The following is a 19,639-nucleotide window of genomic DNA, read 5'->3' on the forward strand; positions in this document are numbered from 1 at the left end:
GGTCCTCTTCAGCGGGCGGGCTGCTTGGGCGAGCGCATGAAAGGCGACTCGGTCCACATCTGCCAGTAGAACTGGATGGGCGAGGTGATGCCGCTGATCTTGCTGCTGTAGGCCACGGGCTCGAAGAACTGCCCGAGGATGCCCACGGCCGCGTTGTCGACGATGCGCTGCTGCACTTTCTCGGCCGCGGCCTTGCGGTCGGCGGGCGTCATGGCCCGGCTGAAGGCGGCACGCTGGGCTTCGAGCTCGGCGTCCTTGAGCCAGCCGAACCAGCCGGTCTCGGGATCACCGGAATAGGCGATGGCCGAGGGATCGAGCAGGTCACCGGCGAGCCACCAGGTGTGGAACATGCTCCAGCCACCGTCGCTCACAGGTCCTCGGTTCACGCGGCGCTGGGTGAGTTCGGCCCACGGCATGTCCTGTACCTGCACCGTCATGCCGATGGCACGCAGCTTGTCGGCCGTGACCTGCGTGAGGGCCGAGATCACCGGGCTGTCCACCGGGTTGAGGATCACCACCGGCGTGCCGTCGTACTTGGCGTCCTGCAAGGCCTTGCGGGCCGCGTCCAGGCCCGGGGCCTTCATCGTGGCACTGCCCGCGTCGTTGGACAAAGGGGTGCCGCAGGGGAAGATCGAATAGCAGGTGCGCCAGTATCTGGGGTCCCCCAGCGCCGCGCGCATGTAGTCCTCCTGCTGCATCACCATGAGGGCTGCCCGGCGCACGGCCACGTTGTCAAACGGGGGCTGCAGCATGTTGAAGCGCGCCATGGCGATGTTGCCCAGCGGATCGGTGGTGTTCACCACGATCTTCTTCTTGCCTTCGAACATGGGCAACACCCGGGCCGAGGGCGACTCGATGTAGTCCACATCGCCCCGGATCAGCGAACGGGCCATGTCTTCCTGCGTGTCGTGGTAGATCCACTCGATGCGGTCTGCCTGGCCCGCCTTGCCGCCCGCCGCCATCGACAGCGGTTCCGCACGCGGCACGTAGTGCTTGTTCTTGAGGTAGACCGTCTTGACGAAGGGCGTCGACTGCGCCCAGCTGTAGCGGTAGGGGCCCGACCCGATCTTGCTTTTGATCGGCGTGAAGGGGTCGGTTTCAGCCACCTTCTTGGGCATCATGAACGGCACATTGGCCGACACCTTTGCCAGGGTCTGCAGCACCTGGCCGTTGGGCTCGCGCAGTTTCAACGTGAAGCTGCGGGCGTCCTGGGCGGTGAGGCTTTCGACGTCGCGGAACAGCTGCTGCCCCGCGCCGTCGCGCTTGCTCCAGCGCTGCAACGAGGCCACACAGTCCTCGGCGGTCACGTCGGTGCCGTCGTGCCACTTCAGACCCCCTCGCAGTGTGAAGGTCCAGGTCTTGCCGTCGGGCGACACGGTCCACGTGTCCACCATCTGCGGCTTCGGCTCGAAGTTTTCGTCCATCGCAAACAGGGTGTCGTAGATCAGGTACCCGTGGTTGCGCGTGATGTACGCGGTGGTCCACACCGGATCAAAGACCTTGAGTTCGGCGTGGGGTGCCACACGCAGCACGTTGGCGCAGCCCGTGAGCACCAGGGGCATGGTCAGAGCGGCCAGCGTCAATGCGGTTTTTTTTCCCAGTTTCATCATCATCTTCTCCATCAGGGTTGACACAAAAAGCAGAAATTCCCCGCCCCGCCTACACCCTCAACCGGGGGGCGCAGGCTCAAAGGACAACAAGCGGAACGTGAGAACCCCGGCGGCAAATTCGGCCTGAAGCTTCACAGGCCCCCGCAGGGGCGAAAACTGGCACGTGAGCTTGTGCGGCCCGGACGCACCGAACGTCTGCAACGTGCTCACCCACTCCAGCGTCGGACCGTTCAGACCAGGCTCTGCGATGGCAGTGCAGCTGCAGTGGACGACGGGAAACGGATGAAGCCGGTAAGGCGCCAGCAGCAGCGACCAGGGCCGCCACCAGCCACCACCGGGCACCACCGGTGCGACATCAATCCAGCGGGTGCCCACGCGCGCCGCATACGGCATGGAAATGGCCCCCATCGCCAGCAAGCGCAGCAACGGTGCGCTCGTGTCTTCCAGCGCCACGACGCGCAACGCATCGGGATCGAGCGCCAGCACCAGGCGCCCCTGTTTGCCGGCGTCCAGCACCTGCTCGCCCAGGCTGTCGATGCGTACCTGGAGCTGCTGCACGTGGGCCTGGCCGGGGTTGAATGCGCGCGGTATGTCGCCTTGCACCTCGCTGGTCCACACCGCGGTGCCCGGCGCCATGCCGACCAGGGTGTTGTAGACCACCGGATTGGCCTGTGCCTGCGCCAGAACTTCGCCTTCAAGGGGAACGGCCGAAGCGTGCCAGCGCGCAAAGACGGCGGTGGACTTCTCGGCAGTGAAATAGTTGGCGAGCCGGAACGGGAGTGTGGCCGCACCCGGTTCGGGAGAGCTCTGCAACTGCAGGTGCAGGTGCGGCACCGGTGAGCGACCGGAATTGCCGACGCGGCCGAGGTAACTGCCGGTCTCGACCCGGGCGCCCGGCGCTACCGCCACCGTGCCCTGCTGCAGGTGCGCAAGCATGGCCCAGCCGCCTGCGTCGAGGCGGATCACCACATGGTTGCCCCACTTCTCAGCGTAGTTGCAGACGCCCAGCGGGTTGTCTGCCACGCCGTCGCGAGCCCGCTCGATCATGCCGGGTGCCGGCGCCGTGACAGCGGCCCCCCAGATCGAACCGCCAACAGCCTCGGCCGCGGGGGAACGCTGGAAGTCCAGCGCATGGCGGTAGATGCCGGTGTGGCTGATGCGCCCGTCAAAGCCCTGGGCAATCTGCAGCTCGCCGGTCACGGGCACGGCAAACAGCGGCACCATGCGGCCGTAGCGCGCGCGCCAGTAGGCGTCCAACCACCAGCGCTGCTCGGGCGGCTCGCCCGGCGTGGCGTTGCGCACCACGATCGCCCGATCGCCCGCGAGCGTGAGCGCGCCCATGCCGACCCAGATGACCAGCGCCGAGGACACCGGCAGGTAGCTGGTGGCCGACCAGCCCAGCGCGTATTGCAGCACCAGCCCGAAGAACGCGGTGAGCGCACCGGCCACGGCGGCCACCGGCAGGCTCAGCCGCCCCGGCAGGAAAATCACCGCGCCCAGCGCCATGCCGGCAATGAAATAGTTGTACGACAGCGGCAGCCAGACAAAGCTCAGCCCCATCCGCTGGAACCCCATTGACAGCAGCACGCCCCCCAGCCAGCCCGCCAACCCGGCCAGGAACATGGCGCGCGACCACAGCACCACGGCGATGCACACCAGCACACCGGCCACGGCATGCGGCGAGTACATGAGCGACGCCATGGAACGCAGGAAGCTGCCCAGCCAGCCCATGGCGTCGGTCGGCATTGGCCAGACGGGCATGGTGTAGGCGGCGCGCACGGTGCAATCCGGGCAGACACTGAACAACATCGCCGCAACCAGGCAGTAGCCCCAGAGCAGCACGGGCAGGATGCTGCGGGCCAGCACCCGCATGAGGGCCGCGGTCACCAGCGCTGCGGCGATCGCGGCGGCGACGGCCAGCAGCAGTTGCTGCGCCCAGGGCATGCCCATGGGACCGTTCATCCAGCCGGTGACCACCGCCGTCAATAGCGCATTGGCCTTGATGCCTCCGCCCAGGCCAGGCTCATCCAGGACCCGCAGGACCCCCTGGACCAGCACACCCGACAGCAGCCCGCACAACGCAAACAGCGCCAGCACCGGTCGGCTCAGCAGCGCGCCCCAGAGCAGCAAGCCCAACCAGGGCTGCCCGATGAAAAAGACGCTGCCCAGCGACTGCCCGAAAGCCTCGGCCAGATCCCGCACGGAGACAACCCGGGTCCCAAACGTGGTGCCCAGATACGCGGCAGCTTCGGGGCCGTCGGGGCGTCCGGCAACCGGGGTTGATTGCACTTTGGTCACGGATGAACCAGGTGAGCGGGCATGCGCTCGGGGCCGTCCACATCGTGCAGCACCTCGTGTGCACGGATGAGTTCGGGCTTGCCATCCATGCCGATGAGCACCACCGCCGGGCGGTAGTCGATGAACTGCATGGCCTGCGGCACGTTGTAGGCACCCACCGGGTGCAGGGTGAGGATGTCGCCCACCTTCAACGGCGGCAGATCAATGCTGTAGCGCAGCACATCGATCGCCATGCACAGCGGGCCGTACAGACGCGACGGCGCTGGCGGCGCTTCGATGGTGCGCGAGGGCAGCACATCCATCTGGTACCAGGCAGCGGTGTAGAGCAGGTTGATGCCGGCGTCCATGACGTAGCTGGTGCGAGCGGTCTCGCCCACGAGCAGTTGTTCCTTGTAGTCGCGCAGACCGGCCGGCTCGGTCATGGGGTGCCGGAGGCCCTTGATGGCCACCACGGAGGTGAGCAGGTAGCCAGCTTCATCCACCAGGTGGCGCCCGCTCTCGAAGCGCAACTGCGGCCGCTGCTCGGGGGGCAGGCGGTTGAGCACCTCGGTGATGGCTTCGGCATAAGCATCGATGGGCGGTATCACCAGTTCGGCAGGCCCGGTCATGCCGTGCAACAGGCTGCGCGAGGGAAAGCCCCCACCCAGGTTGACGCAGGGCACCCAGTGCTTTTCTTCGGCATGGAGTTGCTCGCGCAGGGCCTGGAGCTTGGTGACGGCCACGCGGTAGGCATTGGGATCGAGGATGAAGGTGCCAATGTGCGTGTGCAGCGTGTGCAATGAGAGCTTCGGGTTCGCCTGGATGCGATGGGCTGCGCGCGCCGCTTCGCCGTTTTCCAACGCGAACCCGAACTTCGACCAGATCGGGCGGATACCGGCATCGAGCCAGACGCGCATGCCCACCTCCAGCGGTTCATCGAGATCCCGGGTCAGCTCTTCGATGAGGCCGAGTTCGTCCCAGTTGTCGATCTGGATCAGGGCCCCCTCACGAATGGCCTGTTCCAGGATCGGACGCGGCTTGAACGGCCCGTTGAAGACGATGTCCTTGCCCGTCTTGCCGAGCTTGCGGGCCTTCTGGTATTCGAAGTCCGAAACCACCTCGGCCATCCAGCCTTCATCGTGGAACACCTGGCAGATGGCCGAGAGGTAGTTCGTCTTGTACGACCAGGCAAAACGGGTGTTTTCGTAGCGGCTGGTGAAGGCCGCGCGAAAGTGGCGCGCCTTTTCACGCAGGTCGTGCTCGGAGAACACGAACAACGGCGAGCCGAACTGCTGCACCAGCGCCGCCACAGGAATGCCATCGATCTCGAACAGGGTGGGCGCACGCGTGCCACGCGCGTAGATATTGCGATCAGCGGCGGCATCCAGCGCATGGCGGCCCAGCTCGGCGCTGATGGAAGGCGGAAGGTAGTCGTTGCTCATGGGGTGACTTGCTCTGTTTTCTGAAGGGGCCGGAAGATGCGTTCGCCGCTGCTGGCCATGGCCGCAAAGTCGGCGAAATCCCCCGCAAGATCCACGCTGTGGCGCACGAACATCTGGCCCGGCCGGCAGGCCGGTGGTGGCTTGACGGGGTGCCCGAGCAGCCGCTCGAACAGCAGCGCGGGCAGGTTGCACCCGATCTGCGAGGGAAAATCGATCCAGGCCGGAAAGCGCGGGTTGATCTCCATCAGCGCGTGCGGGCGGCCCGGCACCTTGATGAACTCGAGTTCGAAGGGGCCGTTCCAGCGCAGCGCGCGGATGATTTTTTCGGACAGTGCATCCATGTCCGGGTCCTGCACGACGATGCCGGCGAACCCCTTGCCGTGAGAGGTGCGCAGCAGCTTGCGGATGGAACAGCTCTGCACGATGCCGCCCTCGCCATCGCCCACGCCCGTCACGTCGTACTCCTCGCCACTGAGGGTTTCCTGCACCATCACGGGCCAGCCCCAGGTCTGCACGATCTCGTCGTACCCGGCCACCAGCCCCTCACGCGAGTGAACCAGCTCGGCGTGGTAGAGCCGACCCTTCACATAGACCGGGTAACCGACCTCGGCCGCACAACGCTCCACCGCCAGCGCATCGTGGGCGATGAGCGTGACCGGACTCGGGATGTCGTGGCGCAGACAGAAATCGTAGAGCGACGCCTTGTGCCGGTCCTCGAACGACCGCCGGGTGGGCAGGATGCAGCGGATGCCACGCTCCTTCAGCGGCTCTTCGATCTGCAGGTAGTTTTCGATCTCGGAGTCGAGACAGGGAATGATGTAGCCGATGTCTTCGCGCTGGCGGATCATGTCCAGCCGGTCGAGCAAGGCCCGCGCGCCCGCCCCGGGAAAGGGGATCAGATAGGCCGCATCGGGGTGATCGTCGCCCTGCCCGTACAGGCTGCTCTCCAGCGGATCGTAGGAAAGACCGACCGTGCGCAATCCGGGAAACTGGCGGCGCAAACTGGCCACCACGGAGGCCCCTGGCTGGGGGTTCTCACCACGGTGCATGCCGGTGACCGCCACGCTGCGCTGGGTTGCACTCATGGGCTTACCTTCGCTCAGCGGGCTCATTGGCGTACCTTCACCCTGCGGGCTGCGGTGCGAGCTTGCTTGGGAACGGGCCGGCGCTGCGCTCATGCCCTGCCCTTCTGGAGCCGCTCAGGCTGCGGGTCCAGCAACCCCAGTGAGACCATCTGGTTGAGCAGCAACTCGACATCGCGCGCTGCGCTCGCAGGGTCAATGCCGTAGTGCTGCCGCAGAAGCCCGGGAAACTGTTGACTCTGCACACCCTGTTCATGCGCCTGCAGCACGAGATGGGCCGCCGGTGTGAGCCGGTAGAACAGGCCCGACACCGTGTCGAGCACGAATTCTTCGCCGAAGAACTGCAACCGCCGTGAGCCCTTTGACAGGGTTGAACCGGGGTCCGCGGCATCCGTCGCCGGCCCGTTTTTTTTATTCATGAAAGCACCTTCTTGTAAAAGCTCAAAGCGCGTACACGCTCACCCCTGAGTACGAAATACCTCGCCTTTTCCAGCTTCCAGAGCGCCTTTTTATTTGTAATTTATGTTAGCAAATACTTCCTCCGCAATCATTGAGCAGGCGCAATGTTCTGTTGGCTCCAACCTCTAATTTCGCCGCGGCCGGCGGCCGACGAACCGGGCACACCGTTCGCGCTGGAATGAGCGCCTTCTGGCCGGTTGCACCTTGCGCGTGCTGACGGGGGTATCCGAAAATCCGGGTCATGGATCGCCCGATGGCGGCCAACCGGTCACACAACGCCAGAGGGTCGAACGAGTTGAAACAAGAAAGCAGTCTCGCTGAACACGCCCCGCCACGCAAGTTGCCACTGTGGCTGGGCCAGCTGATCCTCGGCGTGCTGCTGTCCCACTCGGTCCACGCCAGCGAACGGGTGACATTCGAGGCCACACTGGGTCACAGTGCAGACAAGGTCAGCCTGCGTGCCGAGCTCTCGCGGCCCGAAGGCGATGGCCCCTTTCCGGCGGTGGTGCTGATGCATGGCTGCGGTGGCTGGCAACCGCCGGTTCGCTACACCATGAACCGCTACGCCGAGCACCTGGTGAGCAAGGGGTTCGTGGTGCTCAACCTTGACAGCTTCGGTCCCCGCAACCAGGGTGGAGGCAAGGTGTGCGAGAGCTTCGACCGGCTGGCGGATGCCCGCGACTACCGCACCTACGACGCCCACGATGCGCTGCGTTACCTGCAGGCCCAACCCTTTGTCGACCGTGGCAGCGTGTTCCTCATGGGCCAGAGCAACGGCGGCAGCGTGGCGATCAAGGTGGCCAAGGGCGATGGTCCGCATGGCCAGGCCGGTGCCACCGATGGTTTTCGCGGAGTGGTGGCTTTCTACCCCTGGTGCGGCGCTTTCGAGCGCCGCTCGGTGCAACTGAAAACACCGCTGCTGGTGTTTGGTGGTGGTCAGGACGACTGGGTGCCCGCCAGCGAATGCAAAGGCGTTCGCTCCACCGGTGCCGACCTGCAGCTGATCGTCTACCCCGAAGCGGCCCATTCCTTTGATCTGGACATCGTGCCCCAGCGCTACCTGGGCAAGCTGGTGGGCCGGAACCCCCAGGCCGCCGACGACAGCCGGGATCGCATGCTCGCGTTCTTCGTGGGGCTCAGCCGCCACCCGGGCAGCGAAGACACCCGGGTGGCGCAGAAGTAGGGCTTCCAGCCGTCAGCGCGGCGGCAGCACCACCCGCACAGCCAGCCCGGGCCGCGCATTGCGCACCTCAAACGTGCCGCCGTGCGCCTGCGCCACCAGCTTGCACAGATACAGCCCCAGGCCCACGCCACCTTGCGCGCGGGTGCGGGCGGTGTCCGGGCGGAAAAAGGGTTCGGCCAGGTGGGGGATCTGCTCTTCGGGCACACCCGGACCGTGGTCGCGCACCTCGATCCGGATGCCCTGCCCTTCGGTGCTCAGGTGCAGTTCGGGAGGCAGCGGCGCCCCCGCGCTGTGGCGCAGGGCGTTGTCGAGCAGGTTGCGCAGCAGCAGGCGCATGCGCGCCGGATCGAGCTGCAAGGTCGGCAGGTCGGGCCCGGCGTGCAGTGCGGTGCGTGCGGCCTCGGGGTGGCGGGCCTGCAGCTCGCCGATGACCTCGCGCGCCAGCGCTTCGAGCGCCACCGGTTCGCGCTGCAGCGCGGCGTGCTTCGTGGCCAGGCGCTCGCTCTCCAGCAGGTCGGTGATGAGGCGGGCCATTTCCTGCAGGTCGCGCAACAGGGCTTCGCGCTGCGGGTTGACCTCGGCCGTTTCGGGCAGCAGTTCGGTGTTGAGCCGCGCGCGGGTGAGCGGGCTGCGCAGTTCGTGGCTGATGGCAAGCAGCAGCGCGCGCTTGGCATCGAGCATCTGCTGGATGTCCTGGCCCATGGTGTTGATGGTGGCTGCGAGTTCACCCAGTTCGTCGGGGCCGTGCAGGCAGCGCTCGGGAATGGGCTGGCTGAAATCACCGGCGCCAAAGCGCCGCGCGCCAGCCTGGATCGCGTCCAGCGGGCGCAGCAGACGGCGCACGTAGAGAAACGCCAGCAGCGTGAGCACCAGCAGCGAGGTGAGCGCGTAGCCCACCATGCGCGGGCGGCGCTCGAAAGCCTCGCCGTTGATGCCGAACTCGATGCTGTGGCCGTCGGCGGTGCTGCGCTTCAGGATGCGCTGCCAGTCCTTGCCGCCACCCCCGTCTTCGCGGTCGCGCCGGTCCGGGTCGTCGGGGTTGTCGCGCAGCCAGTCGGGCGGGCCCTGATCGGGGTGGGAGGCCCAGTTCACCTGTGGGCCGGCGATGCGCACGGTCAGCGGCAGGCGCCCGGTGATGGCGCGGGCGCGCTCCAGGTCCGGTGCACCGCCACCCACGGTGATGTCGGCCACCAGGTGGTCCACATAGTCCATGAGCAGCGGGCGCGCGGCTTCGCGCCAGCCAATGGAAAAAGCCTTCTGCGCACCGGTGATGAAGACAAAGGTCATCGCTGCGGCCAGCAGCAGGAAGACCAGCACCATGCGCAGCTTGATGGAATGCGCCAGCCGGTGCTTGGCGCGCTTCCACGATGAGCGATGGGCCGGGGGCGTGGTGGCGCTCACTGGACGACCCTCCGTGCTGCGCACTGCGGGGCTGAGCGCCTTCGGAGCGGCCGCGCGGCGCTCATGGCTGAACGCGGCGCAGCGCGAGCGAGTAGCCGGCGTTGCGCAGGGTCTTGATGCAGTCCAGCGGCTCCAGCTTCTTGCGCAGGCGGCTGACCACGATGTCCACCGCGCGGGTGTACAGCTCGGCCTCGTGGCCGCGCAGCTGGTTGAGGATGTCGTCGCGGCTGAACACCTTGCCCGGTTCCCGCGCGAGCAACAGCAGCAGTTCGAATTCGGTGCCGGTGAGTTCGATGTCTTGCCCTTCGCGCACGACGCTGCGGCGCGCGGGGTCGAGCGTGAGGCCCTCGAAGCGGAGTTCACCGTTGGTGGGGTCCGGCGCGGTGTGCAGCGGCGCCAGGCTGGCCCGGCGGCGGCGCAGCACGGTCTGCAGGCGCGCCACGAGTTCACGCGGCTCGAAGGGTTTGGGCAGGTAGTCGTCGGCGCCGATTTCCAGGCCGACCACGCGGTCCATCACCTCGCCGCGCGCGGTGAGCATGACGATGGGGATGTCGCTCTCCTTGCGGATGGTGCGGCAGAGTTCGAAGCCGTCCATCTCGGGCAACATCACGTCGAGGATGGCGGCGTCGAAGCTCCCTGCGCGCAAACGGGCCAGTCCATCACTGGGTCGAAAAGCGTGGGTGAGTTGCAGCTCGAAACGCTGGAAGTACGTCGCCAGCGGAGGGCCGAGCTGTTCGTCGTCGTCGATGAGCAGGATGCGGTGCATGAACTCATTCTGACAGGGCACGGTGTCGCACGATCAGGCGGCGCAGCCGGTGCTGCACCGGAACACCCAGGGTGTCGAAGCGGTCGGCCGCCGAGATCAGCGCGGGCAGCAGCGGCAAGGCCTCGGCGGGTTGTTGCTGCGAGAGCCGGGCCCAGAGATCAAGCGCGTGCTGGCGGTCGAAACGCGGGCCCCAGACCATGGCCAGCAGCTCGGCGTGCGGATCGTCGGCCCCGGCCAGCAGAGCCGGGGCATGGGCCCGGCTCTGCTGAGCCAGGTGGTGGATGGGTTCGAAGGCGGGCGACATGGTCTGTGCATTCAGAACGTGTGCTTCGCTCGCCCGATCAGCCCCGGCCCCACCGGCCGTGGCCGCGCTTGTCCAGCTTTTCGCGCACCTGGCGTTGCTGCTCCGGGTTGAGGCTGTCGTAGAAGTCGGCCAGTGCGGTCAGCACCTTGGGCGCGTTGCCTTGCACGGCGGCGGTTTTCTGGTCGAGCAGGCTCTGCGCCTTGGCACGGTCAAACTTCTCGCCTGCGACCAGGGCCTTGAAGTCGGCGCGCGGATCGGCCCCTTCACCCCGGAAGGCCTTGCGCGAGGCGATCATCTGATCGGCCAGAACACCGAGCTTCTGCTTCTGTTCGACGTTGAGTTCGAGCTTGCTGCTGATGCGCTCGATCGCCTTGCCGCGCATTTCGGTGACGCGCTCTTCGCTCCAGCCACGGGCGTGGTCACCGCGCGAGCCGCAGGCGGTGAGGCCGCCCAGCACCACGGTGGCGGTAGTCAGCCCGATGAGGGTGCGTTTGATCCAGGTTTTCATGACGGGGGTCCTTTCAGAACCTTGTTGAACATGTCCGTCATGGTGCCGGGGCCAGGCCATCCCAGGGTGTCAGCGCGGTTTCGGTTCTTTTCGTTTTGTATCGGCGTTGGGGGGAGATCCCTGCCGGCTTGCGTCACCGCATCTCGAACAGTTCCTGGTGGAAGCGTGTCTCGTCCAGCCCCAGGGCCACGAAATCCTTCTTCAGCGTGCGCCCGAACGCGGCCGGTCCGCAGAACCAGAAGTCCGCATCGCGCCATTCGGGAACCTGCTCCGCGATGCGTGCCGCGGTCAGCCAGCCGTCGCGTTCGTCCCACGACACGTGCAGGCGGACACCCGCGGCTTTCGCGTCCGCCTCGATCAGACCGATGGCATGGTCATCGTAGACGGCGGTGGTGTGGAACAGGTCGATGGTCTTGCCATCGGGCGCCTGGGCCAGGGCCTTCATGCGCCCGATGAAGGGCGTGATGCCAATGCCCGCGCCCACCCAGATCTGGCGCGGCTGCTGGCCCGCGAAATTGAAGCGCCCGTAGGGCCCCTCCACCTTGACCACGTCCCCGACCTTGACCGTTTCGGCCAGGGTGCTGGTGTAGGGCGTGTTAACACTAATTGCTTTTGGACATCTCGGCTGCGAAACTATCGGCCATGGAGATCACAAAAGAGCAATTCGCGCGCATTGAACACTGCCTGCCCTTGCAGCGCGGCAACGTCAGCATGAGCAATTTGGAGGTCATCAACGCCATGCTGTATGTGGCCGAGCACGGTTGCAAGTGGCGCGGACTTCCCAAGCGGTTTGGCAACTGGCACACCATCTACACGCGCATGCGTCGCTGGACCAAGGCCGGTGTGCTGGACAAGATGTTTGATGCGCTGCAGCGCGAGCAGATCGTGCGCATCAAGATTGAAGCGGTGTCCCTGGACTCCACCAGCATTAAGGTGCATCCCGACGGCACAGGCGCTCTAAAAAAAACGGACCTCAGTCCATCGGCAAGTCCCGAGGCGGATGGAACACCAAGATTCATATGGTTGCCGCGGATGCTCGAACGGCCGTAACGTTCAGCCTCTCACCGGGCCAGGCGCATGACGCACCCGAAGGTCGGCGGTTGCTTCAGAGCCTGGGCGCAGCGAGTCGGCCGGTACATCTGCTCATGGACCGAGCCTACGAAGGAAACGAGACGCGACAGTTGGCGCTTGACCTGGGATTCATCCCGGTAGTGCCGCCGCTGAGGACGCGAATCGAACCATGGGAGTACGACCGTGAGATGTACAAGCGCCGCAATGAAGTTGAACGCCTGTTCCGCCGACTCAAGGGCTACAGGCGCATCTTCAGCCGCTTCGAGAAACTCGATGCGATGTTCCTGGGGTTTCTTAGCTTTGTGCTGGTGGTCGATGGCCTTCGAAGTTTGTGTTAACAGGCCCTAGTCGCCCAGGGCCTTGATGATGAAGGTCAGGCGGCCATCGTCGGCCCACGCGGACGTGATGGTGTAGGGATGCGCGCCCTCCTTTTCGTGCAAGGTCACAAAGGCGAACTGGCCCGCCTCGTGGCCTGCCCAGCGGCCCTGGAACCCGATATTGACCTCGATGACATTCAGCGCGGGGTGAAGCCGCACGGCCGTCACCTCACCCACCAGTTGCCGATGAACGGCCACGCGGCCGAACAGCACCATCACGGCAGCAACGCTGCCCGCAGCCATCAGCAGCGCCATCACCGGCCCCAGCACGCCGCTCCAGTAGTCGAACTGCAGCAGCACCACCGAGTGCCAAACCAGCACCAGATAGGCCACGGCGAGCAGGCGGTGGGTGCGAAAGAAATACCGGTACGGGAAGCGTTTGATCAGTGCCAGCGCCATCAGCGCCACGGCCGCATAAAACGCCCACTCACCCAGGCCCTCGGCCAGTCCGCGCTGGTTCATGAAAAACTGTCGGACCGGTTCATCCACCAGGGTCGGACGGGGTCCGCGCTCGGGGCGGGTCAGCCAGCCCAGGCCGACCATCCATTTGGCCGCCTCGGACAACAGCCAGTGGCCGATGGACAGCACCAGGCCCGAGATGCCCAGCCACTTGTGCAGCCGGTACATCTTGTCCAGCCCACCCAGCCAGGGCTCGAACACCACGGGCCGCACGGCCAGCACCATCGCCGCACTCATCACCCCGATGGCCAGCACGCCGCTGCCCTGCATCAGGACGCTGCGCCAGGCAAAAAAGTGGGGAAGCTCGGCCCAGACGGTCTGATCGGTGAACCACCAGAGACCCGCCAGAACCAGCAGATAGGCCCAGAAAAACCGCTTGATGTGCTGCATGGCGCTCCCTATCCCGTTGCTCTGGTTGTTGTGTCCGTGCCCAGCTTACACCGTGGCGACCGGGGTTTCCCCGCTGCACCACCGCGCCTCAGAACACCTCGGTGTCCACCTCGCTGTTGCCCTGCGCGTTGTAGCGATCGCCCTTCACGGTGTGCTGGTTGATGTGGTCGCCGAGCCGCGCCATCACGGAAGCGTCGAGCTTGACGTTCACCGCACCCAGGTCGTCCTGCAGGTGCTCCACGCTGGTGGTGCCGGGGATGGGCAGGATGTCATCGCCCTGGTGCAGCAGCCAGGCGATGGCGAGCTGCGCCGGGGTGCACCCCACCTCGGCGGCGATCTGGTTGTAAGCCGGCAGCAGGGCCACATTGGCAGCGTAGTTGTCGGGCAGGAAGCGCGGCATCGTGCGCCGGATGTCTTTCGCATCGAAGGCCTTCACGTCCAGCTCGCCGCACAGGAAGCCACGCGCCACCGGGCTGAAGGCCACAAAGCTGACGCCCAGTTCGCGGCAGGCCTGCAGCACGGCGATCTCGGGGTTTCGCGTCCACAGCGAGTACTCGGTCTGCAGCGCGGCGACGGGGTGTTCGGCGTGGGCCTTGCGCAAGGTGGGGGCCGAAACCTCGGAGAGGCCGATGCTTCGGATCTTTCCGGCGCGCACCAGGTCACCCAGCGCGCCCACGCTCTCTTCGATGGGCACCTGCTTGTCCCAGCGGTGCAGGTAATAGAGGTCGATCACGTCGGTCTGCAGGCGCTTGAGTGCCGCTTCGCAGGTGGCCTTGATGGTCTCGGGCCGTCCGTCGATCACGCGCACCTTCACGCCATCGGCATTGGGCACGCCCTGCATGCCGCATTTGCTGGCAAGCGTGAATTTCGCGCGGTGCTTTGACAACACCTTGCCCACCAGCGTCTCGCTGGCGCCAAAGCCGTAGAGCGCCGCGGTGTCGAAGTGGGTCACGCCCGCGTCCAGCGCGCCGAGCAGCACACGCTCGGCCTGCTGCTCGGAAACGGGGGCGCCGTAGGCGTGGCAGATGTTCATGCAGCCCAGGCCGATGGCTGAGACTTTGAAGGGGCCGAGTTGGCGTTGTTGCATGCTGGGTTCCTCGCATCAAGAAAAAAAGGCCAGACCGTTCAACGCTGTGCGGAGAGTGGTCTGACCCCATTGTGCTTGGGGCGCACAGAGCCCTCACCCCCTCCCTCCCCCGGAGGGAGAGGGAGGAAGGCACTTCAGTTCGCGTTGAGTTGCTGTTCCAGGTTGTGCAGCACCTGGTAGCAGTTGAACACCTGCGCCACGCTGGAGTTCGGCTCGCGGCCTTCCTGGATCGCAGCGAAGAACTCGCGGTCCTGCAGCTCGATGCCGTTCATGGACACCGCCACCTGGCTCACGTCGATCTTTTCTTCCTTGCCGGTGAACAGGTCGTCGTAGCGCGCGATGTAGGTCGCGGTGTCGCCGATGTAGCGGAAGAAGGTTCCGAGCGGGCCGTCGTTGTTGAACGAGAGGCTCAGCGTGCAGATGGCGCCGTTGGCGGCTTTGAGCTGGATGCTCATGTCCATGGCGATGCCCAGCACCGGGTGGATCGGGCCCTGGATGGCGTTGGCCATCACGATAGGGCTGCCGCACTGGTAGGCGAACAGGTCCACGGTGTGGGCGGCGTGGTGCCACAGCAGGTGGTCGGTCCAGCTGCGGGCCTGGCCCAGCGCGTTGGTGTTGGTGCGGCGGAAGAAGTAGGTCTGCACATCCATCTGCTGGATGTTGAACCGGCCCGCCGTGATTTCCTGGTTCACGTACTGGTGGCTGGGGTTGAAGCGGCGGGTGTGGCCGCACATCGCCACCAGGCCGGTCTGCTTCTGCAGCGCCACGACTTCTTCGGCGCCCTTCAGGTTGTCGGCCAGGGGAATCTCCACCTGCACGTGTTTGCCGGCCTTCAGGCAGGCCAGCGTCTGCTCTGCGTGCATCTGCGTCGGAGTGCAGAGGATGACGGCGTCCACTTCCTTCATCGCCAGGCTGTCGGCGAGGTCGGTGGTGACGTGACCGATACCGTACTTGTCGGCGACTTCCTGGGTTTTTCCGAGGTCGCGGCTGATCAGCGAAACCACTTCAACGCCGTCGATGTTCTGGATGCCGTCCAGGTGTTTGATACCGAAGGCGCCGGCGCCGGCGAGGGCTACTTTGATGGTCATGTCAGTTGTTCTCCAGGATGAGGTGGCCCACGGCCGTGTTGGATGCGGGCACATGGTAGAAGCGGTGTTTCACGGTTGGGGCAGGCCCCTGCACCTTGCCATCGACGATGTCGGACATGGCGCCGCGGGCGATCAGCCACATCACGAGTTCAATGCCTTCGCTGCCGGCTTCGCGCACGTAGTCGATGTGCGGCGTGTTGGCGCAGCCCACCGGGTCGGCGATCATCTGGTCGAGCCAGGCGTTGTCCCACTCGCGGTTGATCAGGCCGGCGCGTGCGCCCTGCAGCTGGTGGCTCATGCCGCCCGTGCCCCAGATGTGCACGTTCAAATCTTCGTCGTAACTTTCCACCGCCTTGCGGATGGCCTGGCCGAGCATGAAGCAGCGCTTGCCCGAGGGCACCGGGTACTGCACCACGTTGACTGCGAACGGGATCACCGGGCAGGGCCAGGCGTCCTTCTTCGGGTCCAGCTCGCCGCACATCAGCGACAGCGGCACGGTGAGGCCGTGGTCCACGTCCATCTTGTTGACGATGGTGAGGTCGAAGTCCTGCTGGATCACGCTCTGCGCGATGTGCGAGGCCAGGTCCGGGTGGCCGATGACCTTGGGCACCGGGCGCGGGCCCCAGCCTTCGTCGGCCGGCTGGAACTCGGCCGCGGTGCCGATGGCAAACGTGGGGATCATCTCCAGGCTGAAGGCCGTGGCGTGGTCGTTGAAGACGAGGAAGATGACGTCGGGCTTGTTGTCCTTCATCCATTGTTTGGAGAAGTCGTAGCCCGCGAACACGGGCTTCCAGTAGTCCTCCTGGGTCTTGCCCAAGTCCAGGGCCGCGCCGATGGCGGGCACGTGCGAGGTGAAAACGGATGCGGTGATTTTTGCCATGTTCAGACCTTCTTTCCTGCGGCGCCCTGGGGCTGGCGATGTGCCTGCGCGTCGCCGTCTTCGCCGACGTAGCGGTTGCCTTCGGCGCTGCGGCCGCCCTTGATCATCATGTCGCGGTATTCGGCCTCGGTCATCCCGGTCATGGAGCCCGCCATCTGCTGAAAGCTCTTGCCGTCGGTGGCGCCGATCTTGGCCAGGAAGTAGATGTTGCCGCCGGTGCGCATGCACCAGTTGAGGTCGCGCGCCAGCACGGCCTGCTTCTGCTCTTCGGTCATGGCCCACTGATCGAGGTAGGCGCGCTCGTCGGCCTTGAACTTCTCGCGGTTCTCGGCTTTCATGAGCGACATGCAGAACTGGTTGAGCCAGAAGCCTTTGCGAGACTGCTCGGCGTCGAAGATGATCGTGCCGGGCACGTCTTTGTAGGGCTTGTCGAGTGCCATGTTCAAACCTCCTCGGGCCAATAGAGGCGCATCGGGTTGTCCACCAGCAGCTTCTTCTGCAGCTCGGCGTTCGGCGCGATGTGCGGGATGAAGTCCACCAGCAGGCCGTCGTCGGGCATGTGGTCCTTCAGGTTCGGGTGCGGCCAGTCGGTGCCCCAGAGCACGCGGTCGGGGAACTGCTCGACGATGCGCCTGGCAAAAGGGATCACGTCCTGGTAAGCATTCTGCTCGCCGTTCAGGGCCTTGGGGCCGGTGACGGACAGGCGCTCCGGGCAGCTCACCTTGCTCCACACGTTGGGGTGCTCGCGCATGAACTTCTCGAACAGCTCGAACTGCGGGCCATCGACCGGCAGCGACACATCGGGCCGACCCATGTGGTCCACCACCACGGTGGTGGGCAGCGCGGTGAAGAAGTCCCACAGCTCGGGCAGGTCCACCGCCTCGAAGTAAATCACCACATGCCAGCCCCACTTCGCGATGCGGCCGGCGATCTCCAGCAGCTCGTCCTTGGGCGTGAAGTCCACCAGACGTTTGACGAAGTTGAAGCGCACGCCGCGCACACCGGCGTCGTGCATGGCCTGGATCTCGGCATCGCTCACGCTGCGCTTGACCGTGGCGACGCCACGCGCCTTGCCGCCGCTGTTCACCAGTGCGTCCACCATGGCGCGGTTGTCGGCGCCGTGGCAGGTGGCCTGCACCACCACGTTGCGGGCAAAGCCCAGGTGGTCGCGCAGCGCGTACAGCTCGTGCTTGCTGGCGTCGCAGGGTGTGTACTTGCGCTCGGGCGCGTAGGGGAACTCGGCGCCCGGGCCGAACACGTGGCAGTGCGCGTCCACCGCGCCGGCTGGCAGCTGGAATTTCGGCCTGGACGGACCTGTGTACCAGTCCATCCAGCCAGCGGTTTTGGTGAAGTCACCCGAAGTCGGTTTGCTCATGGGGACTTCCTCAATCGATATATTTCAGACCGGCAGCGGCCAGCGGCTCGCGCATCTTGTACATGTCCAGCCCCAGCACACCCGAGGCCAGCTTGTCGCGCTTCTCGCCTTCGAAGCTCTCGCGCTTGATCGCCGCAGCCAGCGTTTCCGCCGCACGCGCCGCCGGCACGCAGACCACGCCGTCGTCGTCGGCCACGATCACGTCACCGGGCGTCACCAGCATGCCGGCGCAGACGATGGGGATGTTCACCGAACCCAGCGTGGCCTTGATGGTGCCCTTGGAAGAGATGGCCTTGGACCATACCGGGAAGTTCATTTCCTTGAGCGTCTTCACGTCGCGCACGCCGGCGTCGATGATCAGGCCGCGGGCGCCGCGCGCCTGGAAACTGGTCGCCAGCAGGTCACCGAAATAACCGTCGCTGCATTCCGCCGTGACGGCCGCGACCACGATGTCGCCAGGCTGGATCTGCTCGGCGGCCACGTGCATCATCCAGTTGTCACCGGGCTGCAGCAGCACGGTGATCGCCGTGCCCGAGACCTGCACGCCGGTCTGGATCGGGCGCATGTAGGGCTTGAGCAGGCCGACGCGGCCCATGGCTTCGTGCACGGTGGCCGAGCCGAGCGCGGCCAGGCCGTCGGCCGCAGCGCGGTCGGCACGGGTGATGTTGCGGTAAACGACGCCGAGTTGATACATGGTCAGATTCCTTTCTGTTTCAAAGCCGCGTCCAGGCGCGGGAACACGCGCCGCGCATTGCCTTCGTAGACCTTGTAGCGGTCGTCGCCCATGACAATGGTCGAGGCTTCGATGTAGCGCTTGGTGTCGTCGTAGTAATAACCGGTCTCGGGGTCGATGCCGCGCACGGCGCCAATCATTTCCGAGGCAAACAGGATGTTGTCCACCGGGATCACCTTGGTCAGCAGATCGATGCCGGGCTGGTGGTAGACGCAGGTGTCGAAGAACACGTTGTTCAGCAGGTGGTCCTTGAGCAATGGCTTCTTCAGTTCCTGCGCCAGACCCCGGTATCGGCCCCAGTGGTAAGGCGCCGCGCCGCCGCCGTGCGGGATGACGAACTTGAGCGTGGGGAAGTCCTTGAACAAGTCGCCCTGGATCAGCTGCATGAAGGCCGTGGTGTCGGCGTTGATGTAGTGCGCACCGGTGGTGTGGAAGCAGGCGTTGCAGCTGGTGCTGACGTGGATCATCGCGGGGATGTCGTGCTCGACCATCTTTTCGTAGATGGGGTACCAGGCCTTGTCGGTCAGCGGCGGGCTGGTCCAGTGGCCGCCCGACGGATCGGGGTTGAGGTTGATGCCGACGTTGCCGTATTCCTTGACGCACTTCTCCAGCTCGGGGATGCAGGTCGCAGGGTCCACGCCCGGGCTCTGCGGCAGCATGGCGGCGGGAATGAAGTGGTCCGGAAACAACTGGCTCACGCGGTAGCAGAGTTCGTTGCAGATCGCGGCCCAGGTGGCGCTGATGTTGAAATCGCCGATGTGGTGCGCCATGAAACTGGCGCGTGGCGAGAAGATGGTGAGGTCGGAGCCCCGCTCTTTCATCAGGCGCAGCTGGTTGGCCTCGATGGTCTCGATCAGTTCGTCGTCGCTGATCTTCAGGTCACTCACTTTCGGCATCGAAGCCGGGTCCTTGATGCCGGCGATCTGCGCGTTGCGCCAGTTCTCCAGCGCCTTGGGGGCCGTGGTGTAGTGGCCGTGGCAGTCGATGATGAGGGGTTTTTGCTGGCTCATGCGGAAGATCTCCTGGTGCGGTTGCGGCCCTTGCCGAACAGGGGCTGTCGATGGCGGATTGTGAACTTCACCACACCGTCAAACCAGTCCCCCGGCGCGCTAACAGCTAGAACAAAAAACTATACCTATGATGGAGC

The 19,639-nt window shown here is 65.5% G+C and carries 20 protein-coding genes; 2 read left to right on the top strand and 18 right to left on the bottom strand.

Annotated features, from left to right (window positions below; translation table 11 throughout):
- Positions 1–8: 8 nt before the first annotated feature.
- From AC23D4_RS07305 to AC23D4_RS07325, 5 genes are all read right to left on the bottom strand, one after another.
- Complete coding sequence (locus AC23D4_RS07305) at positions 9–1,607, bottom strand: ABC transporter substrate-binding protein (protein WP_472890449.1); 1,599 nt, start codon at positions 1,605–1,607, stop codon at positions 9–11.
- Between the two features lie 60 nt (positions 1,608–1,667).
- Positions 1,668–3,908, bottom strand: a complete 2,241-nt coding sequence (locus AC23D4_RS07310) for an urea transporter (protein WP_472890450.1) — start codon at positions 3,906–3,908, stop codon at positions 1,668–1,670.
- A complete protein-coding gene (locus AC23D4_RS07315) occupies positions 3,905–5,329 on the bottom strand; it encodes a type III PLP-dependent enzyme domain-containing protein (protein WP_472890451.1) in 1,425 nt (474 codons plus the stop codon). Before AC23D4_RS07315 ends, AC23D4_RS07310 begins: the two co-directional genes overlap by 4 nt.
- Positions 5,326–6,414, bottom strand: coding sequence for an ATP-grasp domain-containing protein (locus AC23D4_RS07320; RefSeq protein ID WP_472890452.1), 1,089 nt, complete (start codon positions 6,412–6,414; stop codon positions 5,326–5,328). The genes AC23D4_RS07315 and AC23D4_RS07320 overlap by 4 nt, the downstream gene beginning before the upstream one ends.
- 89 nt (positions 6,415–6,503) lie before the next feature.
- On the bottom strand, positions 6,504–6,830 hold the full coding sequence (locus AC23D4_RS07325; protein ID WP_472890453.1) for a PqqD family protein: 327 nt from the start codon (positions 6,828–6,830) through the stop codon (positions 6,504–6,506).
- Positions 6,831–7,111: 281 nt separating this feature from the next.
- Between AC23D4_RS07325 and AC23D4_RS07330 the strand changes: the two genes are divergently transcribed.
- A complete protein-coding gene (locus AC23D4_RS07330) occupies positions 7,112–8,053 on the top strand; it encodes a dienelactone hydrolase family protein (RefSeq protein ID WP_472890454.1) in 942 nt (313 codons plus the stop codon).
- A gap of 12 nt (positions 8,054–8,065) precedes the next feature.
- Here AC23D4_RS07330 and AC23D4_RS07335 read toward each other — a convergent pair whose 3' ends face one another.
- The 5 genes from AC23D4_RS07335 to AC23D4_RS07355 all read right to left on the bottom strand — a co-directional run bounded on the left by AC23D4_RS07335 (position 8,066) and on the right by AC23D4_RS07355 (position 11,582).
- Positions 8,066–9,454, bottom strand: a complete 1,389-nt coding sequence (locus AC23D4_RS07335; protein ID WP_472890455.1) for a HAMP domain-containing sensor histidine kinase — start codon at positions 9,452–9,454, stop codon at positions 8,066–8,068.
- Positions 9,455–9,515: 61 nt separating this feature from the next.
- Positions 9,516–10,220 carry a response regulator transcription factor gene (locus AC23D4_RS07340; RefSeq protein WP_472890456.1) on the bottom strand — a complete coding sequence of 235 codons (705 nt, stop codon included), beginning with the start codon at positions 10,218–10,220 and terminating at the stop codon, positions 9,516–9,518.
- Between the two features lie 4 nt (positions 10,221–10,224).
- On the bottom strand, positions 10,225–10,524 hold the full coding sequence (locus AC23D4_RS07345; RefSeq protein WP_472890457.1) for a hypothetical protein: 300 nt from the start codon (positions 10,522–10,524) through the stop codon (positions 10,225–10,227).
- Between the two features lie 37 nt (positions 10,525–10,561).
- On the bottom strand, positions 10,562–11,032 hold the full coding sequence (locus tag AC23D4_RS07350; RefSeq protein ID WP_472890458.1) for a Spy/CpxP family protein refolding chaperone: 471 nt from the start codon (positions 11,030–11,032) through the stop codon (positions 10,562–10,564).
- A 133-nt stretch (positions 11,033–11,165) separates the two neighbouring features.
- Positions 11,166–11,582: a ferredoxin reductase domain-containing protein gene (locus tag AC23D4_RS07355; RefSeq protein WP_472890459.1), complete on the bottom strand. Its 417-nt coding sequence runs from the start codon at positions 11,580–11,582 to the stop codon at positions 11,166–11,168.
- Positions 11,583–11,674: 92 nt separating this feature from the next.
- On the opposite strand from AC23D4_RS07355, the gene AC23D4_RS07360 reads away from it, so the two are divergent.
- A protein-coding gene (locus tag AC23D4_RS07360) for an IS5 family transposase (protein ID WP_487623619.1) occupies positions 11,675–12,441 on the top strand; the annotation gives its coding sequence in 2 pieces (ribosomal slippage) (positions 11,675–11,990 and positions 11,990–12,441; 768 coding nt in all).
- Positions 12,442–12,447: 6 nt separating this feature from the next.
- On the opposite strand, the gene AC23D4_RS07365 is transcribed toward AC23D4_RS07360, so the two are convergent.
- The 8 genes from AC23D4_RS07365 to AC23D4_RS07400 form a co-directional block, all read right to left on the bottom strand.
- Positions 12,448–13,329, bottom strand: coding sequence for a ferredoxin reductase family protein (locus tag AC23D4_RS07365; protein ID WP_472889696.1), 882 nt, complete (start codon positions 13,327–13,329; stop codon positions 12,448–12,450).
- 88 nt (positions 13,330–13,417) lie between these two features.
- The gene (locus AC23D4_RS07370) at positions 13,418–14,416 is read right to left on the bottom strand and encodes an aldo/keto reductase (RefSeq protein WP_472889695.1); all 999 of its coding nucleotides are present in this window, start codon (positions 14,414–14,416) and stop codon (positions 13,418–13,420) included.
- Positions 14,417–14,550: 134 nt separating this feature from the next.
- Complete coding sequence (locus AC23D4_RS07375) at positions 14,551–15,504, bottom strand: Gfo/Idh/MocA family oxidoreductase (protein ID WP_472889694.1); 954 nt, start codon at positions 15,502–15,504, stop codon at positions 14,551–14,553.
- Between the two features lies 1 nt (position 15,505).
- Positions 15,506–16,384, bottom strand: a complete 879-nt coding sequence (locus AC23D4_RS07380; protein WP_472889693.1) for a class III extradiol dioxygenase subunit beta — start codon at positions 16,382–16,384, stop codon at positions 15,506–15,508.
- Positions 16,385–16,386: 2 nt separating this feature from the next.
- The gene (ligA, locus tag AC23D4_RS07385) at positions 16,387–16,824 is read right to left on the bottom strand and encodes a protocatechuate 4,5-dioxygenase subunit alpha (protein WP_472889692.1); all 438 of its coding nucleotides are present in this window, start codon (positions 16,822–16,824) and stop codon (positions 16,387–16,389) included.
- Between the two features lie 2 nt (positions 16,825–16,826).
- A complete protein-coding gene (locus AC23D4_RS07390) occupies positions 16,827–17,759 on the bottom strand; it encodes an amidohydrolase family protein (protein WP_472889691.1) in 933 nt (310 codons plus the stop codon).
- A gap of 10 nt (positions 17,760–17,769) precedes the next feature.
- Positions 17,770–18,453, bottom strand: coding sequence for a 4-carboxy-4-hydroxy-2-oxoadipate aldolase/oxaloacetate decarboxylase (ligK, locus tag AC23D4_RS07395; RefSeq protein ID WP_472889690.1), 684 nt, complete (start codon positions 18,451–18,453; stop codon positions 17,770–17,772).
- A 2-nt stretch (positions 18,454–18,455) separates the two neighbouring features.
- Positions 18,456–19,502, bottom strand: a complete 1,047-nt coding sequence (locus tag AC23D4_RS07400; protein ID WP_472889689.1) for an amidohydrolase family protein — start codon at positions 19,500–19,502, stop codon at positions 18,456–18,458.
- Positions 19,503–19,639 lie beyond the last annotated feature (137 nt).

This window comes from Hydrogenophaga sp. L76 (genome assembly GCF_057654755.1).